Origin of the sequence: Yoonia sp. R2331 (genome assembly GCF_041103235.1) — a bacterium.
GTDB lineage: Bacteria > Pseudomonadota > Alphaproteobacteria > Rhodobacterales > Rhodobacteraceae > CANMYO01.
Window position 1 is genome coordinate 2,298,523 of sequence record NZ_JBGCUN010000001.1, and the last position, 20,485, is coordinate 2,319,007.

Genomic DNA, 20,485 nt, shown 5'->3' on the forward strand with positions numbered 1-20,485 from the left:
CGCTTTGGGCATTGACCAATTTGCATGAAGGTTGTGGGCCCCGCCGGACGCAAAACGGCCGCCCATCACAAAGGATGAGCGGCCGCAAAGTCGTTTCGCAAATGACTGCCGATTACTCGGCGGCAACCGAGGCTGCGCCTTCCGCCGTCTCGCCAAACCCTTTGGGTACTGGCAGGTCTGGCAAGGTTGCTGCACGCTTTTGAAGGGCGCGCCCGATGACGACGCGGCTGATCTCTGTCGTGCCGTCGACGATCCGAAGCATCTGCGCAAGACGCGACAGGCGATCCAAACCATAGGGCTGCAAAAGCCCCATCCCACCCAGAACTTGCGTGCAGGTATTGGCAGCTTTCACCGCTGCGTCCGGCACAAACCGCTTTGCATGGGCAGCCATCAAGGGACCTTCTGGGGTGCCAAGCGCCTCGGCGGCTTTGCGGTAGAGCAACTTCGACGCTTCCAGGTCAGTCGCCACTTCACCAAGCATCCACTGAATCCCATCGAGATCGAGGTTTTTCCCACCAAACATCTTCCGATTCTTTGAATAGGAAAGTGCGGCATCAAGGGCCGCTTGCATAAGACCACAGCACCCTGACGCGATGGAAACCCGCGCAATATCAATTGCCATCAGCGATCCTTGCAGGCCCTGACCAACGGGAAGAATGATGTTGTCTTCGCTGACCACAACATTGTCGAGGTACATCTCGGACAACGGCAGAAAGTTGTAGGACGCGGTATCATAGCGCGGGCCAAAGCTGACCCCCGGTGCATCTGCCGGAATGGCGATCATCGCCATGTCTTTGTGGCCCGGTGCGTCGCTGGTTTTGACGACGGTGAAGTAGATATCCGCCTCGGTCGCCAGACTGACCCAGGCCTTTGATCCACTGATCGTCCACGTGCCATCGTCATTGATGTGCGCGCGCGTGTACATCTTCATTGGGTCAGAGCCGGATTGCGGCTCTGTCAACGCGAAGTTCGCCAGCTTGCGGCCCGAGGTCAGGTCACGCGCCCATTTTGCCTTGAACGCGTCGGTCCCGTATCCGCAGCCTGCGAAGGTGCAGATATTGTGCATCGACAGGGCAAAGGCATAAGCCCCGTCGCCCAGACCCAATTGTTCGTAAACCTGAATGCCTTCAGACAATGGCAAGCCCTGACCGCCCCATTCTTCAGGCGCATAAAGCCCGGTCAGACCGGCAGCACCTGCCTGATCCGATGCATCGCGTGGCCACGACTTCGCAGCGTTCCACGCGTCCACGTTTGGGGCGATGACATCCATCGCGTGCGCGTGCGCGGCCGCGAGAATGGTGTCCAGTTTATCTGACATCGAGCTATTCCTTGTGAGAGACGCGCACTGTCGCATTTTGCCGTTTCCGCAATGCGGTACAGTTGCAGGTCAATGAAGTTGAATTGACGTTTCTAGCAATGAATTAACAGTTTGAGACTTCTTTCGCCATCTCGCGAAATGACAGCCTATTGTCGAAAAGTGACAACCCTATGCATCGACGGATGGTTTACGCCGATACGAACTGGGTGTGTTGCCGGTCCATCTTTGAAATGCCTTGTGCAAATTGGCCGCCGATGAGAACCCGACCTCATGTGCGATGGCCTCGATCGAGTAGAGCCCTGTTTGCAAATGGCGGATCGCGATATCGCGGCGCAAGGCGTCCTTGATCGCCTGAAACGTTGTGCCGTCGGCCTCTAACTTTCGGATCAGCGTGCGCGGCGTCATGTGCATGGCGTTCGCTGCCTCGGTCAGGTTTGCACTGTCCCATCCTGCCTGGCTCAGGTAGGTGCGGACGCGCAATGACTGCGTGTGTTCTTGGGATCGCGTAAAGATCCAGTCGCGCGGTGCTTTTTCCAGAAACCGGTCCAAATCAGCCGTACTTCGCACCTGAACAGGCCCCAGGGCATCAAACGAAAACGAAAGCGATGTGACCGGTTGGCCAAATTGGACTTGCGAAGGAAAGATCACAGCATAGTCTTCTTCGAAGTCCGGGCGCGCAAAGGCAAAGCCCACGCCTTTGACAGCCACTTCATGCCGCGCTAGCCAGGACAGCAGACCGTGGGCAAGCTTTAGGATCAGCATATGCCCAAACCGTTGGACTGCATGGTCCGCTTGCGGATTAAGCTTCAGCGTCAACGCATCCTCTGTTTCGATCAGTGCGCATTGATAGTCATCCAACAACAGGTTCCAAAACGTTGAAAACCGGTACAGCGCAGAGGCCAGCGATGTCGCTTCGCGAACCGAGGTCAGAAGGTGTTGCAGGGCCCGCGGGCGAATAGGACGTGACCAAAGCCCCATCATCTCATCACCCGTTTCAACGGCAGCCAACTGGTAAAGTCGGACGATCTGGTCAAGCGTCACCCGGCCATGGGGATTATGATGGTCCGGTTGCAGATCTGCGCGATCCAAAAGTGAATGAAAGTGATCATCGGCACAAAGAGGACGCAGCGCATCTAGCCAATCGGCAACAAATTGACCTGAAACCGTCGATATCAGAGGCGATGTATCTTTGATCATGCTGCGCCCGTGTTTATCATCGCGCGGCACAGTGCAAAACAGCTTAAGCGACTTGTTTTGAACCGGTTTTGGGCGGCCCCGCCATGGGTTGGGGAAGGTTTGACTGACCCCTGCCTGCCGCTCGCTACGACCTGATATCCGCGGTCAGACCGTGGCTGCGTGGGCCAAAGAAGGGCCGATGGCGGTTGAAAAGTGTCGGGTCTGTCCGCAACGAGGACCGTTCACGCGCAGAAAATTAAACCATATCAGATTGTTAAGTGGTGCCCGGGGGCGGAATCGAACCACCGACACGAGGATTTTCAATCCACTGCTCTACCCCTGAGCTACCCGGGCACGGGGATGGCTAAGGCCATCGGGTAGCGGGGTTTTAGTGGGACATATCAGGGGTGTCCAGCGCCAAATGGATGAAATTTCCACCCGTGCGTCAGGAAACGGAATAGCACCGAACGGTGGATGCAGAACCGATGCACAAACCATACCCATTGCGGGCCGCAAAAGGTCTAAACAGGTGTTTACCGTGCGGTGCAACACCTGTTCGCTTGACGCCACCACCAAAGGGCTATGCGCCCTGCCCGGCCTAAGAACCGATCACGTTGGACTGCGGTCCAAAGGGGAAGCCAGTAATGTTCTGGTTACCATCTTCGGTGATGATCAGGATGTCATGCTCGCGGTAGCCGCCGGCGCCCGGCTCGTCCACTGGGATGGTCAGCATCGGTTCCATTGAGATGACCATGCCCGGTTCCAACACGGTGTCGATATCTTCGCGCAGTTCCAACCCCGCTTCACGCCCGTAGTAGTGGCTGAGCACACCGAACGAATGGCCGTAGCCAAAGGTGCGATATTGCAGCAGATCGCGTTCAGCAAAAAACGCATTGATCTGGTTGGTGACCTCGGCGCAGGACGCGCCGGGTTTGAGCAGGCGCATGCCCAGTTCGTGGGCGGCAACGTTCGCTTCCCAAACCCGCAGCGACGCCGGATCCACGTCCCCGACAAACAGCGTGCGTTCCAGCGCCGTGTAGTAGCCAGAGATCATCGGAAAGGTATTGAGGCTGAGGATGTCGCCACGTTCCAACCGGCGACTGGTCACCGGGTTATGCGCGCCATCGGAGTTGAGACCCGATTGGAACCAGACCCATGTGTCGCGGTATTCGGCATCTGGAAACCGGCGGGCGATTTCAAGCTCCATCGCGTCGCGGCCCGCCATGGCGATGTCAATCTCGCGTGCGCCGACCTTGATCGCGTCACGGATGGCATAGCCGCCGACGTCTGCGGTAGCGGCCCCTGCCCGGATCAGGTCTAGCTCTGCTGTGGATTTGTGCATCCGTTGGGTCATGGTGGCGGGCGCGATATCAACCGTGGCTGCGGGTGACAGGAAATCCTCCAAGAGAGCCATTTGCGCGACAGAGAGATGATCGCCCTCGAAACCGATGACTTTGCCCGGACCTGTCACGGACAGGATTGCGCGCCAGTAGTTGTTCCGTTGCCAGTCGGTATAGGTAATGTTGTCGCCGTAACACCGCCGCCACGGCTGGGCTGCATCAATGCCTGCGCTGAAAGTTACCGTATCGGTTGCCGTGACCACCTGCGCATAGGGCCGCCCGAAGGCGCAATAGAGAAAGCCGGAGTAGTAGGCGACGTTATGCATGGAGGTCAGCACGCAAGCCTCTACCCCCTTGTCGGCCATGATCGCGCGCAAGCCGGTCAGGCGTGCCTCATACTCGGTGTTGGCAAATGGCAGTGTCTTTTCGCCCTGGTGAAAGCGGTAGAACTCGGGGCGTGTTGTGCGGTTGGATGTTCCGTCCATCGGATGACTCCTGTTCAGGCCGCGCGCGGGGCAAAGACGGCGCGCATGTCGGCACCTTCCCCCACCGCGCAAACGGCAAAGCAAGATCCCGGCGTTCAGGATGGGAAATACGGGGGGACCACCAGAGGGTATCGGCGACGCCATCGCCTGCCCGCGCCCATATTTTGCACGGGGTCAGCGGCGTTTTCAAGCGTTAGTGCGCAGTGTCGTCGGTCGGCGGCAGCGGCGGTGCATCGTCAGGGTCATCGCTGTCAGCCGCCGGGATTGCATAGCCACCAGTCAGCCATTTGGCGAGGTCCACATCCGCGCAGCGTTTGGAACAGAACGGGCGGTATTTGGCATCTGTGGGGCGGGCACAAATCGGGCAATCGGCCATCACGCGATCCCTTTGAACGGGCGGCGTTCGCGCTTGCGCTGCAATTCAAAGCAGCCCATCGGGGTCCAGCCCACAAGCGAGGTTTCGATGCCATCAGCCTTGAACACGGCACGCAGCGATTGTTCCAACTGCTTGCGGTGGGCCTTGGACATCGGCGCGAAATCAACGGTGATCTGGCCGCCAAGCCCGCGTAGGCGCAAGGCACGCGGCAGGGCGCGGGCGGCGGCAAGGTTCGCCTTGAGCGCCGCGGCTGGCGAGGTATCGCCGCCGGTATTCACATCCACCGCGACCAGCGCGCGGGTCGGTTCGACATACATGGTGCCATCGTCCAAAGGCACCATCGGATTGCTGAGCGCCTCGATCTGGTCGAGCACGCCAAGGTGGTCAAAACTGCCTGGCTCGGTCACCACATCGGCGGGTGCCACCCATTCGCGCCAAGCCACAAGATGCGGGCCATCGCCTTCGGTCAGTGCTTCGGGGTCGGTGCCGGTGGCATCGGCCAAGACGGCATCTGCGAGGGCCAGCATGGCGTTGATATCGTCGACGATTGCTTCTTCGTCGGCGCCAGCGCAAGACGACCGCAGGATCAGACCGTGTTCGGCATCATAGGTTTCATTGATCAACAGGCGCAGGCGGTCAATTTCATCATCATCAGCGATCTGGCGGCTGATATTGGCGCCGGGTTTGCCCGGCGTGACGATGGCATAGCGGCTTTTGAACAACACGCGATCGGTCACCGGCACGGCTTTGCCGCCTTCGGCGTAGCCAGTGACCTGCACCAGCAGTGGTTGGCCGGGGCGCAGCCCCTTGCCCTGCCGCAGGAACGCCGTGTCGCCATCGGGCAGGCGGAGCATCATGCCGCCCTGCCCCTTCAAGGGCCGGTCACAGATGCCGCGAAAGATCGCGCCGGGGCGCGGGGCGTCGGGCGCATCGACCAACAGGTCATCAAGCTTGCCGTCAAGAAGGCGGGCCGCAGCCTCGACCCCGTTCAGATGGTCCAGAACAATTGTGCGGCCCTTCATGTGTCACCTTTGAAAAGCGGGAAGCCTGCGGCGGTCAAGAGCCCGGCGGTTTCGGGCAGCGGCAGGCCCATGACCGCGTGAAAAGACCCGTTGATCCACGGGATAAAGGCCGAGGCCGGCCCTTGGATGGCATAGCCGCCTGCCTTGCCCTGCCAGTCGCCGGTTGCGAGGTACCAGTCGATTTCCGCCGCAGACAGGCGTTTGACGGCGACAGTGGACTGCACGTCCTTTTGCCAGATGCGGTCGCCACGTTTGACAGCCATGGCGGTGATCACCTTGTGGCGACGGCCCGAGAGCAGGGTCAGAAAGGCATGCGCCTCGTCCGCGTCGGCGGGTTTGCCCAAGATGCGGCGGCCAAGGGCCACGGTGGTATCGGCGCAGAGCACCAGTTCATCATCTGTGATGGCAACGGCAGCGGCCTTTTCAGCGGCGATCCGGTTGACGTAGTCGCGCGGCACTTCGCCTTTGGCCGGATCCTCGTCAATGTCGGGGGGGCGGATAGCGTGTGGGGTGACGCCGATCTGCGCCAGCAATTCCAGCCGCCGGGGCGAGCCAGAGCCGAGGATCAGTTTGAGGCTGGGATCGGGGGTGAGGGTTGTCATCGGGGCGCGCCGCTCATCGGTCCTGCCGTCCCTCTTCGCGCGGGCACCCGCATTGCCAGCGGGTGACGGCCGCAGTTCGCCTTTGGCAAACCGCTTACCCGCACTGGGTCAAGCACGGCTTGACCCTACTTAAACCGATAGTTGATCCGACCTTTGGTCAAATCATAGGGGGTCATTTCGACCTGCACCTTGTCGCCAGCCAGAACCCGGATGCGGTTCTTGCGCATCTTGCCTGCCGTATGCGCGATGATCTCATGGCCGTTCTCAAGTTCGACCCGAAATGTCGCGTTCGGCAGAAGTTCCTTCACGACACCGGGGAATTCGAGAATATCTTCCTTGGCCATGTGGTCTCCTGTTCATGTTCCTGCGCCTGTTGCGCGCGGTCTAAATGCGCCTGACGCGCGAAAATATCAAGGGCAAAGGCAGCTTTGGGGTTTTTTTGCCCGGCCAAACGCCGCAGGGTAACGCAAAGGACGACGAGGGGCGGCGCATGTGTTGGTCGATGGGGGCATCAGTTGGGATGTCGGCGGTAGGGATCGCCGCGACGGGGTACCTGATCGCCAAGGGCAAACCTGCGCCGATGTGGCTGCCGGTGGCCTATTTCACCGGCATGGAGATCTTGCAGGCCCTGTCCTATCCGGTGGTCGATCAGTGTAGCTTGCGGTCAAACCAATTAGTGACCCTGCTGGGCTATGTCCACATCGCGTTTCAGCCACTGTTCTTCAACATCCTATGCCTGTTTGCGTTGCCGGTGGCCTATGCCCAGCGCATCCGCTGGCCGGTTTTTGCGCTGTGTCTGGTGTCGGCGGCAGGATCGCTTGCGATGCTCTATCCCCTTGAATCGGCAGGCTTATGTGACGATGAGCGCATGATGTGCGCGCGCCGGATGTGCACCTATATGGGCGAATGGCATCTTGCCTGGGAGTTGCCGTTCAACGGCTGGGGCAACGGGTACCGGGATCATTGGTTCCTGTGGATCGCAGAGGACGGGTTCATCGCCTATCAGGCTGCGTTCTTCTTTATGCCGATGATCTATGGGGCGTGGCGGCTGGCGCTCTATTTCTACGTCACCGGGCCATTTCTGGTGCAATTCCTGACCGATAACCTCGACGAGCAGCCCGCGATCTGGTGCCTGCTGTCGATTGCCATGCTGATCATTCTGCTGACACCCAAGGTCTGGCCGTGGTTCACGGTCAAACGCGCGCCCATCTGGATGCGGTGGGCCGCGTGATTACAATGGCGTGAGCGTGGCCGCGATGCCGTCTTGCAGCGGCCAATCGGCGAAATTGCCCACCTGCCCCGTCGTGCGTGCAGCCGCGATCTGGGCGGGGTCAACATCGGCAAAGGTCCATCCGGGGGCATCGGTTTCACCTTGGGCGATGATCCCGTCAGAGGGCAGGCCGTAATCCGGCGGGCAAAACACGCCCGCGCGCCCAGTGTTGGCGCTGACCACATCACACCCCGGCACATCACCCACAAGCGGTGCTTGCACGATCAGGCATTGCCCCTCGATCGCGCGGGCGCGGGCGGATTGCCGCACGCGGGTCTGACCAGCGGGGAATTCGGTGCAGGACGGGACAAGGATCATATCCGCGCCTGCGGCGATCAGCGCGCGCGCCAGCATTGGGAATTCGCTGTCATAGCAGATCAAGATTCCGATCCGGCCAAGGGGCGTGTCGAAGAGGGTCAATCCCCTGCCCCCGGTGACCTGCATTTCAATGCGCTCGTATGGCGTTGGGATGATCTTGGGCTGGGTGCCAATGGCCCCGCTGGGCAAGCAAAGGTGTGCAGCATTGACGACACCGCCGCCACTACCCTGCGCAATTGAGCCTGCCAGCAGCGTGATCTGGTGGCGTTGAGCCAACGCGCTGTTGAGTGCGACCCAATCGTCCGCCTTGGCCGCCATCGCATCGCGCCACGCCACCGGGCCGGGGTCCGCCCCCGGCGCGCCAATAAGCGCAACCTCTGCCCCGGCATATTCAGGAAAGACCGCCAGATCAGCGCCCTGCGCCGATGCCTCGGCAACCCATGCGTCCAGCTTGGCCGCAAGCGCGTCCCACGCCAGGTGCCATTCGGGGGTGTAGGCTGCTACGGCAAGTTTCATCTAAAGTGCTCCCATCCAGCCCAGTAGGGGCCAGCCCAACATGATCACAGCCAACCCCAAAAGAACGGCCAGCAACACTGGCCGCTTCACGCCGTCAAATCCTTGAGCCAGACTTGCAAGGGCTTTGTCGTCTCTTCATCTGCGCCCACATCGTGCCACGCGAATTGCGCCACAGCCCCTTCTACAGGGGCATAGCCACGTCTGCGCCAGAATGCATCAAGTGGCACATAATCATCGGGGCGCGCGGGATGGTCAGCGGGCCGCATCACCGCGCAGAACATCGCATAACGCCGACCTGCGGCGCGCGCCTGTGCCTCGCGTTCTGCAAAGAAACGCAGCCCGGCCCCCTGCCCGCGATAAGGCAACAACAGCACGCTTTCCGCGCAATAGAAGACGTCCGCCGGGTCCACATCCGGCAGCGCCGCGCCAAAGTCATCTGCGTGATCTTCCAGCGCCATGCCCGACGCCGCACCGACAATCCTGCCTTCGTCGCGCGCCACGACGATCACGCCAGCGCGCGCGGTGGCATAACTTGCCAGATACCGCTCCTCGTTCTGCTGTGATCCGGCATAAAGATAGGGCCAGTCCCGAAATACAGCGATCCGAAGTGCTGCCAGATCTGGCACCAATGCGGCGATCCCCTCGCCAGTCACCGTCTGATAGGTCAGGGTCATGACACCTGTTTCAGCCAGTCCGCTAGGTTGTAATAGGTGGTGACCCGGCAAATCAGCCCGTCGCGCAGCGTCATCAGCGAGGCACCCGGCAGCCGGTAGGTCTGGCCGTGCGCGGGCGGCAGGCCGTCATCGGTTTCCAGATAGGTGCCGTTGACCATGAATTCTGCCGCACCGCGCGTGCCATCATCCGTCGAAAACAGCACCATCTCGGTCAGTTCTTCGCGGTAGCAGCGATTCATATGGATGCAGAACGCGGCAAATTGGTCCCGCCCGACGCGCACAGCGCCTTCGTTCACGTGATGCGCCACATCGTCCGTCAGACAGGTCAGCATCCCATCCACATCGCCTGCGTTAAAGGCCGCAAAGTAGCGTTCCAAGGTTGATCTGGCGTCCATCTGTCACTCCATTGCCGGGCCGAAACGGGCGATGAGCCGGTTGCGGATCTGGTCGCGGGCCTGCCGATAAAGAGCCAGCCGCGCGTCGCGGTTATCCCCCATGCCGGTGGGGTCAAGGATCGGCCAGTATTCCACCTCGAGGTGATAAAACTGCGTCAGATCAAGCGCACGGCGCTGACTGGCGGGCGAGAGTGCCAACACCAGATCAAAGGATGACAGGTCATCGCCCCAATCTTCCATCTCGTCAAAGCTGCGGCTGCGGTGGCGGGCCAGTTCGACGCCGATTTCCTGACAGACAGCGATGGCAAAGCCGTCGATTTCCAGATCGTTCTTGACGCCCACCGACTGAATATAGGACCGCATCCCATAAAGCTGCTTCATGATGCCTTCGGCCATTGGCGAGCGGACAGCATTGTGGTCGCAACAAAACAGCACCGACTGCGGCAGGGGCTGAATGGTTGCGGGCGTCTCTTTCATGCTTAGCCCCCGAAGTGCAGCACGCAGATCAACGTAAACAGGCGGCGGGCGGTGTCGATATCGACTTCTGCCTTGCCCTCTAGCCGTTCCTGAAGCACGCGCGCGCCTTCGTTGTGGATGCCGCGGCGGGCCATGTCGATCGTCTCAATCTGGCTGGGCGGCAGGGATTTGACCGCGTCAAAGTAGCTTTCGCAGATTTGAAAATAGTCTTTGACGACCTGCCGAAACGGACCAAGCGACAGATGAAAGGCGCCGTCGACGCCACTGTCCACATCGCGCAGATCGAACACCAGCCGCCGGTCACGGATTGACAGATCAAGGGTGTAGGGCCCCGGTGGGACTTCGCGCCCGTCCCGCGCGATCATAGCAAATGTGTTGTCTTCCAGCAGATCAAACATCGCCACGCGGCGTTCCTGTTCGATCTCTGGCGTGGGCACGGGCAGGCCCGCGTCATCAAGTTTGATCTCGGCAATCCGGCTCATGTCGACTGACCCTTGTTCAAGCGGTCCAGCCGCGCCTGCACCGACAACCCATGCGCCTGCAGGCTTTCAGAATTGGCCAAGCGCACCGCAGCAGGGCCGATGGCGGCCAGCGCCTCGGGCGTCATTTGCGACAGGGTGGTGCGTTTTACAAAATCCATCACTGACAAACCGCTGGAAAACCGCGCCGACCGGGCCGTGGGCAGCACGTGGTTGGGACCGCCAATGTAGTCACCGATTGCCTCGGGCGTAAAGCCGCCAATAAAGATGGCGCCTGCATGGGTGATCCGACCGGCCAGCGCTTCGGCGTCACCGGTGCAAAGCTCCAGATGCTCAGGCGCGATCCGGTCTGACAGGGCCACCGCCTCGTCCATATCCGCCACCGTGATCACCGCGCCAAAGTCACGCCAACTGGCGCCCGCAATGGTGCGCCGGTCGAGCGTTTCCAGCCGCACATCGACCGCTGCGGCCACCGCCCGGCCAAAGCCTGCGTCATCGGTGATCAGGATGGACTGCGCGCTTTCGTCGTGCTCGGCCTGGCTCAGCAGATCAAGTGCGATCCAGTCAGGATCATTGTATCTGTCGGCAATCACCAGAATCTCTGACGGGCCGGCAATCATATCAATGCCGACCTTGCCAAAGACCCGCCGCTTGGCAGCTGCCACATAGGCATTGCCGGGGCCTGTGATCTTGTCGACTGGTGGAATTGTCTGCGTACCATAGGCCAGCGCGGCCACCGCCTGCGCGCCGCCAATGCGGTAGATCTCGTCCACCCCGGAAATCCGAGCCGCCAGCAGCACCAGCGGGTTCACGACCCCATCCGGCGTTGGCACAACCATCGCCAACCGTCCAACGCCCGCCACCTTGGCCGGGATCGCATTCATCAGCACGGAGGACGGATAGGTGGCAAGCCCGCCCGGCACATAGAGCCCCGCCGCCGATACTGGCGTCCAACGCCAGCCAAGCCGCGCACCGGCTTCATCGTTCCACATGGCATCTTCGGGCATCTGACGGGCGTGATAGGCGCGGATTCGGGCGGCCGCCATTTCCAGCGCCTCCCGATCGGCGGGGTCAACTGCCGCACTGGCCGCATCAACCTCTGCCGCTGAAAACCGCATGCCAGCGGCATTCATCTCAACCCGGTCGAACCGCGCCGTCAGGTCCAGCACGGCGGCATCCCCACGGGCGCGCACATCGGCAATGATTTCTGCCACAACCGCATCCACATCCGGGCTGTCCTCGCGCTTGGCGGCAAGCAATGCGCCAAACTGCGCCTCAAAATCGGCATCCCCGGTGGACAGAAACTGCGGCATGAACCCTCTCCTTTGACCGCCTCATACAAGGCCCGCCGGGCTGCCGCAATGCGGGCCCGGTCCATTCTTCTTCTGGCCAAAAATATCCCCGCCGGAGGCGCTGCCCGTGACACCCACACCACCAACCGCCCCTTGCGCGCGACACCACCACCGGGCGCGCGCAAAAACATGTCGTGCGGCGCACGCCGCGCAATCAGGTCAATCGTGGTCAGGGGCGCGACGGGAGGGGGCGATATAGGGGCGGGTGACGTCTTTCAGCATCACCTCCAGCGCCTCAACCCGGGCCGAAATCACACCGTCACCGGCCAAGGTCAGCACCACCTCACCCGCACCGTCTTCACCCGCCTCGAAATCAACCGACAAAAGGCTCAGTACCGTATCCGCGTCACCACGCGGCACACCCTGGCTGCGCACGCCCAGCACATCGCTAATCATCAGCACCGCCTGCACCCGCTCGTAATCGCGCCTGCGACGGGTCGCCCCTGCGGCATCTTCCCAGCGGAACCGGTTCAGCAGGATCGCAAAGCGCCGCTCGCGCGCGACAAACTGCATCTCGGACCCTGGAAACACAGCGTCCTGCACAAGGGCAGAGACCACTTGCAGGTCATCGGCATCCCGCGCAATCAGACGCAGCGGGGCCTCGCCCCCGTCTTCAAACCGCGCGTCACTCATGATCCCGGCACCCGTTCAATCTGCGCGCCAACAGCGCCCAGTTTCTCTTCCACATGCTCATAACCACGATCAAGGTGATAGACCCGGTTCACTTGCGTCTCGCCTTCCGCAGCCAACCCCGCGAGGATCAACGACACCGAGGCACGCAGATCGGTCGCCATCACCGGCGCGCCTTTCATGCGTTCCACCCCGGTAACAGTCGCTGTCCCACCCTGCACCTCAATTTCGGCTCCCATACGGATCAGCTCTGGCGCGTGCATGAAACGGTTCTCAAAGATTTTCTCTTCCAGCACTGATGTTCCCTCCGCCAGACACAGCATCGCCATCATCTGCGCCTGCAAATCGGTGGGAAAGCCGGGGAAAGGCTCTGTGGTGACATCAACCGCGCGCGGCCGGTCGCCGGTCCGTTTCACGGTCAGGCCCTCCGCCGTTTCCGTGACCGAGACACCCGCCTGTTCCAGCTTGTCGACAAAGCTTTGCACCAGTGACAGCCGCCCGCCAAGGCAGGTGACCTCGCCCCCGGCAATCACCGGGGCCAGCATGTAGGTGCCCAATTCGATCCGGTCGGTCACCACCGGGTGCGTCGCCGCCCCCAGCCTGTCCACACCCTGCACCTCGATGGTCGATGTCCCGTCGCCGGAAATCTGCGCGCCCATGCTGCGCAAGCAGGTCGCCAGATCGACAATCTCGGGCTCGCGTGCCGCGTTTTCAATCACGGTCGTCCCTTTGGCCAGCGTCGCCGCCATCAGCACGTTTTCCGTGGCCCCGACAGAAGCAAAACGCAGCGGCACTTTTGCACCTTTCAGCCCGCCTTTGGCTGTGGCGTGCAGGTAGCCGTCCTTCAGTTCAATCTCGGCACCCATCGCCTCGAGCGCGGTGACGTGAATATCCATCGGACGCGCGCCAATCGCGCAGCCCCCGGGCAGCGACACGGTTGCCGCATGGTGCCGCGCCAGAAGCGGGCCCAGCACAAGGTTGGACGCCCGCATTTTGCGCACAATCTCATAATCCGCAGTGGTCGAGGTCATTGCATGGCTCGACAACACCTGCACCTTGCCGTCCTGCATCGAGGTCACCTCGACCCCCAGCGATTGCAAAAGTGCGGTCATCGTCTTGATGTCGGAGAGCCGTGGCGCATTGGTCAGCGTCAGCGGTTCCTCTGACAAAAGCGTCGCTGGCATCAGCGTCAGCGCTGCATTCTTGGCCCCCGCGATGCTGATTTTGCCGTTCAGCGGCTTGCCGCCCGTCACCCGTATCGAATCCATACTGCCTACTCTTTCTGCTCTGTTCCGGCACCCTTTTGGGTGTCATTGTCTCTTGCCGCACCGGCCCGGGCGCGGGCCTGTGCCTTGCGCTTTGCCATATTCGCCTTGAGCGCCGCCTTAAGGCGATCTTCGCGGCTTTGCGGGGCCTTATCGCCGCCCTTTGGCTTTGGGTTCTGCGTCATCCCGACCCTGTTACCAGCACCACCAAAAACCGTCCAGAGAGGGCTTGCACACATCACCGGAAACGTCTAATTCCCCGCCCACGGATGCTGTGGTAGCTCAGTGGCAGAGCACACCCTTGGTAAGGGTGAGGTCGAGAGTTCAATCCTCTCTCACAGCACCATCCGCCCCAATCCCCGAAACTCCGACGGCACCTAAGCCGACCCAGCGGTCTCGACGTACGGGCACGCCACGCACCCTGCGTGCGAGAGTTCAATCCTCTCTCACAGCACCATCCGCCCCAATCCCCGAAACTCCGACGGTACCCAGACCGACCCAGCGGTCTCGACGTACGGGCACGCGACGCGCACCCTGCGTGCGAGAGTTCAATCCTCTCTCACAGCACCATCCGCCCCGACCTCGAAGCCTCGTATTCAGTCCGTTTGGGCAGGTTCGATGTCCGGCCGCGCGTACTTTTCGGCAGATCAAAACGCGGGGGCTGGCGTTCCGGGTATCGAAAAAGTATCGTTTTACGACCAACGGGCTGGAAAAGTGGACATTTTGGCACATCTGTGGACGAAACTGTTTTGGGGCAATGCAGAGCGAAACCGATTGACGCAAGGAGAGGAAATTGGCACCTGCTTGCATGAAATTCACTGCCTGTCCCGCATGACCGAGGAGTTCGCGTGTCTCTTTTCCTGATTCTTGCCATCCCCTTTGTTGGTGCATTGCTGCCGGGGTTGATGATGTCGGCTGGCCGTGCGGCCTGTGCCGGTGTCACCTTTACCGTTAGCCTGCTGGCCTTTGTCGGCCTGCTATCAAACCTGCCTACGGTTCTGACCGGCGAGGTGCTGACGGCCCGGATCGACTGGATGCCAGTGCTGGGGCTGAACTTTACGCTGATGCTGGACGGCTTGGGCTTTTTCTTTGCGTTGCTGATCCTGGGCATTGGCCTGCTGATCATTGCTTATGCACGCCATTACCTCAGCCGCGACGACAATATGGGCGAATTCTTCACCTATCTGCTGCTGTTTCAGGGCGCGATGGTGGGGATCGTTCTGTCCGATAACATCCTGCTTTTGCTGGTCTTCTGGGAGCTTACCTCGCTATCATCGTTCCTGCTGATCGGCTATTGGAAGCACCTGCCCGAGGGCCGTCAGGGCGCGCGCATGGCGCTGACCGTCACCGGCATGGGCGGGTTGGCGATGATTGGCGGGATGCTGATCCTCGGCCAGATCGTTGGCAGCTATGATCTGAGCGTCATCCTGCAAAACCGCGAGCTTATTCAGGCCGATCCGCTGTATCTGCCTGCGCTGATCCTGATCTTGCTGGGGTGCTTTACCAAATCCGCGCAGTTCCCGTTCCATTTCTGGTTGCCGCACGCGATGGCGGCCCCCACCCCGGTCAGCGCCTATTTGCACTCTGCCACGATGGTCAAAGCGGGCATCTTCCTGATGGCGCGGATGTGGCCGGTGCTGTCGGGCACGCCGGAATGGTTTGTGATCGTGACCTCAGCGGGTCTGATAACCATGGTGCTGGGTGCGCTGATTGCGATCTTCAAGCATGACCTCAAGGCGTTGTTGGCCTTTTCGACCGTCAGTCATCTGGGGCTGATCACCATGCTGCTTGGCACCGGCACGACCTTTGGGGCTTTTGCTGCGGTGTTCCACATCCTCAACCACGCGACGTTCAAGGCCGCGCTTTTCATGTCCGCAGGCATTGTCGATCACGAGGCGCATACACGCGACATTCGCCGCCTTGGCGGGCTGCGGCACCTGATGCCGGTGACCTTTGTGATTGTGACGCTGGCGGCCTTGTCGATGGCGGGCATCCCGTTCCTGAACGGCTTTTTGTCCAAGGAAATGATGCTGGAAGAGACCACGCACACGACGCTCTTTGGCGTCTGGTGGCTGGTGCCGGCGCTGGCGACAGTCGGGTCGCTCTTTTCGGCTGCCTATTGCTTCCGTTTGATCGGGCATGTGTTCCTTGGGCCGGTGCGCGACGACTACCCCGCAACACCGCATGACCCCGGCCCCGGCTTGTGGCTGCCGCCTGCAATTCTGGTGGTGCTGGTTGTCGTGATCGGTGTGGCACCGTTCCTTGCGCAGGACTTCGTGATTTTTGTCGCCAAGGCCGTGATCGGCGGCGTTGATACGCTTGAAGTGAAGTACATCAAGATATGGCACGGGCTGGTGCCCGCCCTTTTCATGTCGATCGCAGCGGTCGTTGGAGGCCTGCTGCTGATGGCGATTTACAAGCCGTTGTTGCGCGCATGGGATGCCGCCCCCCGCCCTGAAGCCAAGACCATTTTTGAGGCCATCGTGGCCACTGCGGTATCGCTGGCCCAGCGCCTGATCCTGCCGCTGCACAATGGCGCCTTTTCGCGCTATGCGGCGATTGGTGCGGTGACGATTCTGGCAGCCGGGTTCCACGCCTGGAGCACCGGCACAATCAGCGCGCCGACCCGCACGCCACAGGCCGCAGGCCCCGTGCCGATTGCCGGGTGGCTGATGCTGGTCGCGGCCACCGTGGGGCTGGTATTCCTGCACCGCAACCGCCTGCTGTCGCTGATCTTTATCGGCATCGTGGGGCTGATGGTCTCGATCGGGTTTGTCTTCCTGAGCGCGCCTGATCTGGCAATGACCCAATTCACCGTAGAGGTGGTCACCATCATCCTGCTTCTGCTGGCGCTGAACTTTCTGCCCAAAGCAACGCCTGTCGAAAGCTCTGTCCTGCGGCGGGTCCGCGACGCGGGCGTGGCCGTTGCGGGCGGGCTTGCGACCTTTGCGCTGGCCTATCACTATCTGCTGCGCGACGCGGTAACCGCCCCGATTTCAGAATTCCATCTGGCGAATTCCTACAAAGGCGGCGGCGGCACCAATGTGGTCAACGTGATCCTTGTCGATTTCCGGGGCTTTGACACCTACGGCGAGATCATCGTGCTGGGGATCGCGGCGCTGCTGATCTATGCGCTGACCGAGACACTGCTGGATGGCCCCGTGCGGCGGCGGTTGCTAAACCGAGAGCCTGACCAAGAGCGCGCGGGCGATATGCATCCGATGATGATGGTCGTCCTGACCCGCGTGATCATGCCTGTGGTGCTGATGGTGGGCTTCTATATCTTCCTGCGCGGCCACAATGAACCGGGCGGCGGGTTCATCGCCGGTCTGATCGTGTCGATCGCAGTGGTGATGCAATATATGGCCAGCGGCTTTGCCTGGGCCTCTGCCCGACAACGCTATCCCTATCACGGGATCATCGGTGCCGGCGTATTGATCGCAGGCTTTACCGGGATCGGGTCATGGTTTGTCGCCAAGCCCTTCCTGACCTCTGACTTTACCTATGTGCGCATCCCGCCCTTTGAAAAGTTCGAGCTTGCAACGGCTGCATTGTTCGACGTCGGCGTCTTCCTTGCTGTGGTGGGTGCGGTGATGTTGTCGCTGGAAAGCTTCTCTCGACTGGCGCGGCGCGCCAATGTGCAGGACCCTGATTACCCGATGGATATTAATCCCTCCAGACAAACGGCGGCCCCTGTCGGCGGCTCTGACGCCGGACAGGAGGTGTAGCAATGGAACTGCTTGTTGCCTCTGCCATTGGTGTGATGACCGCAGGTGGTCTTTACCTGGTGCTTCGCCTGAGGACTTTCCCGGTGATCTTGGGAATGTCGCTGCTGACCTATGCGGTCAACGTATTCCTGTTCGCTTCTGGCCGCCTGACCATTGGTGCGGCCCCTGTGCTGCGCGATGACGTGACCGCCTATGCCGACCCGTTGCCGCAGGCGCTGGTGCTGACGGCCATCGTGATCTCATTCGGGATGACGGCGGTGGTTGTGATGATCGCGCTCGGTGCCTTTCTGGGGTCTGACGATGATCACGTGGATGATCAGCCTGACGCGCCCAAGACAGATGCGGAGGATGCGGTATGACCCATTGGATCATCACCCCCGTCATCCTGCCCGCTTTGCTGGCGCCATTCATTGTGCTGGCCGCGCGCTATCACATTGGCATTCAGCGGGCGTTTTCCGTGGCCGGTGTGACCGCACTGATCGCCATTGCAGCGAGCCTTGCCTGGCAGACCGCTGACGGCACGGTGCTGCTGTACCAACTGGGCGATTGGGCCGCGCCCTTTGGTATTGTGGTCGTAGGCGACCGTCTGTCGACGATGATGGTGTTGCTGACGGCGGTGCTGGCGTTCTTCGTGTTGCTTTTTGCCATCGGGTCCGATTGGGACCAACGCGGGCGGCATTTCCATGCACTGTTCCAGTTCCAGCTGATGGGTATCATGGGCGCGTTCCTGACCGGTGACCTTTTCAACCTTTTTGTGTTCTTCGAGGTTCTGCTGATCGCAAGCTATGGCTTGATGATCCACGCAGGTGGCAATGCGCGGCTGCGCGCGGGCGTGCAATACGTGCTGTTCAACCTGATCGGCTCTACGTTGTTTCTGTTCGCGCTTGGCTCGATCTATGCCGAGACCGGCACGCTGAACATGGCTGATCTGGCCAATCGCGTTGACCTTATCGGGCCAGAGGCAACGGTAGGCATTCGCGTGGCGGCAGTGTTGCTGCTGCTGGTCTTTGCAATCAAGGCCGCCGTTGTGCCGCTGCACTTTTGGTTGCCTGCCAGCTATGCAGAGGCCCCTGCCCCGGTCGCAGCCCTGTTTGCGATCATGACCAAGGTCGGAGCCTATGCGATCATCCGGGTCTATACGTTGGTCTTTCCACCCGATGTGGACGCAACCGCAGGGTTGCACGACGTTTGGCTGCTGCCTGCGGCGCTGATCTCGCTTGCGATTGGCATGATCGGGGTGCTGGCGGCCAAGCGGCTGGACCGGCTGGTGGCCTTTTCGGTGATTGGGTCGATGGGCATGGTGATGGTGGCAACGGCGCTGTTTACCCCAACCGGGATCGCGGCGGCGCTTTACTATATCGTGCATTCGACGCTGGCCGGGGCCACGCTGTTCCTGATCGTAGATCTGGTGCGCGCAGGCCGGGGCAGTCTGGTGCTGACGCCGCAACATGCGATGGCAGGCACGGCGCTGACGGCGGGGATGTTCTTTTTGGGCGCGATCGCGATGGCAGGCTTGCCGCCGCTGTCGGGGTTTTTGGGAAAACTTCTGGTGCTGGATGCCGCCTTTAACGACGACCTGATGCCCTGGATCTGGGCGATTGTGCTGGGGTCCAGCCTGATCAGCATTCTGGGCTTTGCCCGCGCGGGCAGCATCCTGTTCTGGAAGGCTCACAGCATCGACCCGCCCGAGACCGACCCGGAGCTTGCCCCACCCGCAGCCCCCGCGATCCTGTCCTATGTGGCCGTGGGTGGCATGGTGACCATGTTGGTCGGACATACCGTCTTTGCCGGTCAGGTCCACGGCTATACCACGACCATTGCCGCGCAATTGTTCGCACCAGAGCCCTATGTTTCAACCGTGCTGGACACCCCCGGCAAGCTGAGCACCCCGAAAGAGGATCACTGACATGACCCGCGCGCTCAACTGGCTGTTGCCGCATCCATTTCTGACGCTGCTTCTGGCGGTGGTCTGGGTGCTTTTGCAGAATCAGGTGTCCGCCGGGATGGTGGTTTTTGGCCTGATCCTGGGTGTGATCATCCCGCGCGCTACGGCAAACTGGTGGCCTGACAGACCCACCGGGTTCCGGCTGGGCCGGATGTTCAGCTATGCGCTGGTGGTGATCTGGGACATCATTGTCGCCAACGTGCAGGTCGCATGGATCGTGCTGACCGTGCCGAACGACAAGCTAAAGCCTGCGTGGATCGCGATCCCGCTTGATCTGGTTCAACCCGAGGCGATCACCGTGCTAGCTGGCACCATTACCCTGACGCCTGGCACCGTCTCGGCTGATTTGTCGGACGAAGGCCACAGCCTGCTGGTGCATGTGCTGCACACCGATGACCCCGATGCGGTGCGCGATGACATCAAGACCCGCTATGAAAGCCGCCTGAAGGAGATCTTTGTATGAGCGCCGCAGGATTGTTTGACCTCGCCCTGATCGTGGCCTTTTGCGTACTGGCCCTTGGGCAAATCTTGTCGATGGTGCGGCTGGTGCTTGGGCCAACGGTCGGTGACCGCATTCTGGCGCTGGACACCATGGTGATCAACGCGCTGGGGCTGGTGATCCTGCTGGGCATCCATCAGGGGGTCGAGATCTACTTTGAGGTCGCGATGCTGATCGCCATGCTGGGCTTTGTGTCGACCGTGGCGCTGGCGCGGTTTATTCTGCGGGGGGACATCATCGAATGATACTTGAAACGATTGGTCTGATTGTCGCGGCACTGTTCCTGTTTGTGGGTTCCGGCTTTGTGCTGGTGGGCGTGATTGGCCTGCTGAAGTTCAACGACCCAATGACCCGCCTGCACGCGCCAACCAAGGTTGGCACGATGGGGATTGGCATGCTGTTGCTGGCCGCAATGTTGCACGCCTTTATCATGAGGGACGGGTCGTTTCACGAGCTGCTGATCATGGCGTTCCTATTTGTGACCGCACCGATTTCGGCAAATTTCATTGCCAAAGTGAACATTCACAAGCGGACCTGCGACACGCCACCTGCCCCACCCCGGGATGCTACGTGGTCGACGCTTACCTCGCCCGACGCGCCGCAGGACAACGCCTAAGC

23 protein-coding genes and 2 tRNA genes are annotated in these 20,485 nt (G+C 61.0%); 8 read left to right on the top strand and 17 right to left on the bottom strand.

The annotated features are described in order from the left end of the window. Positions 1-112 precede the first annotated feature (112 nt). The 8 genes from AB3Y40_RS11820 to infA form a co-directional block, all read right to left on the bottom strand. Complete coding sequence (locus tag AB3Y40_RS11820; RefSeq protein ID WP_369438991.1) at positions 113-1,318, bottom strand: acyl-CoA dehydrogenase family protein; 1,206 nt, start codon at positions 1,316-1,318, stop codon at positions 113-115. Positions 1,319-1,486: 168 nt separating this feature from the next. Further along, positions 1,487-2,515 (bottom strand): AraC family transcriptional regulator, encoded by a 1,029-nt coding sequence (locus AB3Y40_RS11825; RefSeq protein ID WP_369438992.1) that lies wholly within the window; start codon positions 2,513-2,515, stop codon positions 1,487-1,489. Between the two features lie 258 nt (positions 2,516-2,773). Beyond that, positions 2,774-2,848 (bottom strand) — tRNA-Phe (locus AB3Y40_RS11830). Positions 2,849-3,092: 244 nt separating this feature from the next. Continuing rightward, the gene (locus tag AB3Y40_RS11835; RefSeq protein ID WP_369438993.1) at positions 3,093-4,319 is read right to left on the bottom strand and encodes an aminopeptidase P family protein; all 1,227 of its coding nucleotides are present in this window, start codon (positions 4,317-4,319) and stop codon (positions 3,093-3,095) included. 193 nt (positions 4,320-4,512) lie between these two features. Beyond that, the gene (locus tag AB3Y40_RS11840) at positions 4,513-4,695 is read right to left on the bottom strand and encodes a DNA gyrase inhibitor YacG (protein WP_369438994.1); all 183 of its coding nucleotides are present in this window, start codon (positions 4,693-4,695) and stop codon (positions 4,513-4,515) included. After that, entirely contained in the window at positions 4,695-5,717 is a 1,023-nt protein-coding gene (locus tag AB3Y40_RS11845; RefSeq protein ID WP_369438995.1) for a ribonuclease E/G, read from the bottom strand. Before AB3Y40_RS11845 ends, AB3Y40_RS11840 begins: the two co-directional genes overlap by 1 nt. Further along, positions 5,714-6,319 (bottom strand): Maf family protein, encoded by a 606-nt coding sequence (locus AB3Y40_RS11850; protein ID WP_369438996.1) that lies wholly within the window; start codon positions 6,317-6,319, stop codon positions 5,714-5,716. The genes AB3Y40_RS11845 and AB3Y40_RS11850 overlap by 4 nt, the downstream gene beginning before the upstream one ends. Positions 6,320-6,444: 125 nt before the next feature. Then, positions 6,445-6,663 (bottom strand): translation initiation factor IF-1, encoded by a 219-nt coding sequence (infA, locus tag AB3Y40_RS11855; RefSeq protein WP_010137880.1) that lies wholly within the window; start codon positions 6,661-6,663, stop codon positions 6,445-6,447. Between the two features lie 44 nt (positions 6,664-6,707). On the opposite strand from infA, the gene AB3Y40_RS11860 reads away from it, so the two are divergent. Next, positions 6,708-7,550, top strand: coding sequence for a DUF5765 domain-containing protein (locus AB3Y40_RS11860; RefSeq protein WP_369438997.1), 843 nt, complete (start codon positions 6,708-6,710; stop codon positions 7,548-7,550). On the opposite strand, the gene AB3Y40_RS11865 is transcribed toward AB3Y40_RS11860, so the two are convergent. The 9 genes from AB3Y40_RS11865 to AB3Y40_RS11905 form a co-directional block, all read right to left on the bottom strand. Next, positions 7,551-8,423 carry a carbon-nitrogen hydrolase family protein gene (locus tag AB3Y40_RS11865; RefSeq protein ID WP_369438998.1) on the bottom strand — a complete coding sequence of 291 codons (873 nt, stop codon included), beginning with the start codon at positions 8,421-8,423 and terminating at the stop codon, positions 7,551-7,553. It lies immediately after the preceding gene. Positions 8,424-8,509: 86 nt separating this feature from the next. After that, positions 8,510-9,097 (bottom strand): GNAT family N-acetyltransferase, encoded by a 588-nt coding sequence (locus AB3Y40_RS11870; RefSeq protein ID WP_369438999.1) that lies wholly within the window; start codon positions 9,095-9,097, stop codon positions 8,510-8,512. Continuing rightward, entirely contained in the window at positions 9,094-9,492 is a 399-nt protein-coding gene (locus tag AB3Y40_RS11875; RefSeq protein WP_369439000.1) for a nuclear transport factor 2 family protein, read from the bottom strand. The genes AB3Y40_RS11870 and AB3Y40_RS11875 overlap by 4 nt, the downstream gene beginning before the upstream one ends. Positions 9,493-9,495: 3 nt before the next feature. After that, positions 9,496-9,969, bottom strand: a complete 474-nt coding sequence (locus AB3Y40_RS11880) for an arsenate-mycothiol transferase ArsC (protein ID WP_369439001.1) — start codon at positions 9,967-9,969, stop codon at positions 9,496-9,498. Between the two features lie 2 nt (positions 9,970-9,971). Next, positions 9,972-10,451, bottom strand: coding sequence for a UPF0262 family protein (locus AB3Y40_RS11885; RefSeq protein ID WP_369439002.1), 480 nt, complete (start codon positions 10,449-10,451; stop codon positions 9,972-9,974). Beyond that, positions 10,448-11,761, bottom strand: a complete 1,314-nt coding sequence (gene hisD, locus AB3Y40_RS11890; RefSeq protein WP_369439003.1) for a histidinol dehydrogenase — start codon at positions 11,759-11,761, stop codon at positions 10,448-10,450. Before hisD ends, AB3Y40_RS11885 begins: the two co-directional genes overlap by 4 nt. 198 nt (positions 11,762-11,959) lie before the next feature. Further along, positions 11,960-12,433 carry a DUF2948 family protein gene (locus AB3Y40_RS11895; protein WP_369439004.1) on the bottom strand — a complete coding sequence of 158 codons (474 nt, stop codon included), beginning with the start codon at positions 12,431-12,433 and terminating at the stop codon, positions 11,960-11,962. Next, positions 12,430-13,698, bottom strand: coding sequence for a UDP-N-acetylglucosamine 1-carboxyvinyltransferase (gene murA, locus AB3Y40_RS11900; RefSeq protein WP_369439005.1), 1,269 nt, complete (start codon positions 13,696-13,698; stop codon positions 12,430-12,432). Before murA ends, AB3Y40_RS11895 begins: the two co-directional genes overlap by 4 nt. Before the next feature lie 5 nt (positions 13,699-13,703). Further along, positions 13,704-13,880 (bottom strand): hypothetical protein, encoded by a 177-nt coding sequence (locus AB3Y40_RS11905; RefSeq protein WP_369439006.1) that lies wholly within the window; start codon positions 13,878-13,880, stop codon positions 13,704-13,706. Positions 13,881-13,966: 86 nt separating this feature from the next. Between AB3Y40_RS11905 and AB3Y40_RS11910 the strand changes: the two genes are divergently transcribed. The 7 genes from AB3Y40_RS11910 to mnhG all read left to right on the top strand — a co-directional run bounded on the left by AB3Y40_RS11910 (position 13,967) and on the right by mnhG (position 20,483). Then, a tRNA-Thr gene (locus AB3Y40_RS11910) sits at positions 13,967-14,041 on the top strand. A 502-nt stretch (positions 14,042-14,543) separates the two neighbouring features. After that, complete coding sequence (locus AB3Y40_RS11915; RefSeq protein ID WP_369439007.1) at positions 14,544-17,423, top strand: monovalent cation/H+ antiporter subunit A; 2,880 nt, start codon at positions 14,544-14,546, stop codon at positions 17,421-17,423. 2 nt (positions 17,424-17,425) lie between these two features. Beyond that, positions 17,426-17,782: a Na+/H+ antiporter subunit C gene (locus tag AB3Y40_RS11920; RefSeq protein ID WP_369439008.1), complete on the top strand. Its 357-nt coding sequence runs from the start codon at positions 17,426-17,428 to the stop codon at positions 17,780-17,782. Continuing rightward, entirely contained in the window at positions 17,779-19,329 is a 1,551-nt protein-coding gene (locus AB3Y40_RS11925) for a monovalent cation/H+ antiporter subunit D (protein WP_369439009.1), read from the top strand. Before AB3Y40_RS11920 ends, AB3Y40_RS11925 begins: the two co-directional genes overlap by 4 nt. 1 nt (position 19,330) lies before the next feature. Further along, the gene (locus AB3Y40_RS11930; RefSeq protein WP_369439010.1) at positions 19,331-19,831 is read left to right on the top strand and encodes a Na+/H+ antiporter subunit E; all 501 of its coding nucleotides are present in this window, start codon (positions 19,331-19,333) and stop codon (positions 19,829-19,831) included. After that, positions 19,828-20,112 (top strand): K+/H+ antiporter subunit F, encoded by a 285-nt coding sequence (locus AB3Y40_RS11935; protein ID WP_369439011.1) that lies wholly within the window; start codon positions 19,828-19,830, stop codon positions 20,110-20,112. Before AB3Y40_RS11930 ends, AB3Y40_RS11935 begins: the two co-directional genes overlap by 4 nt. Continuing rightward, positions 20,109-20,483 (top strand): monovalent cation/H(+) antiporter subunit G, encoded by a 375-nt coding sequence (gene mnhG / locus AB3Y40_RS11940; RefSeq protein WP_369439012.1) that lies wholly within the window; start codon positions 20,109-20,111, stop codon positions 20,481-20,483. The genes AB3Y40_RS11935 and mnhG overlap by 4 nt, the downstream gene beginning before the upstream one ends. Positions 20,484-20,485 lie beyond the last annotated feature (2 nt).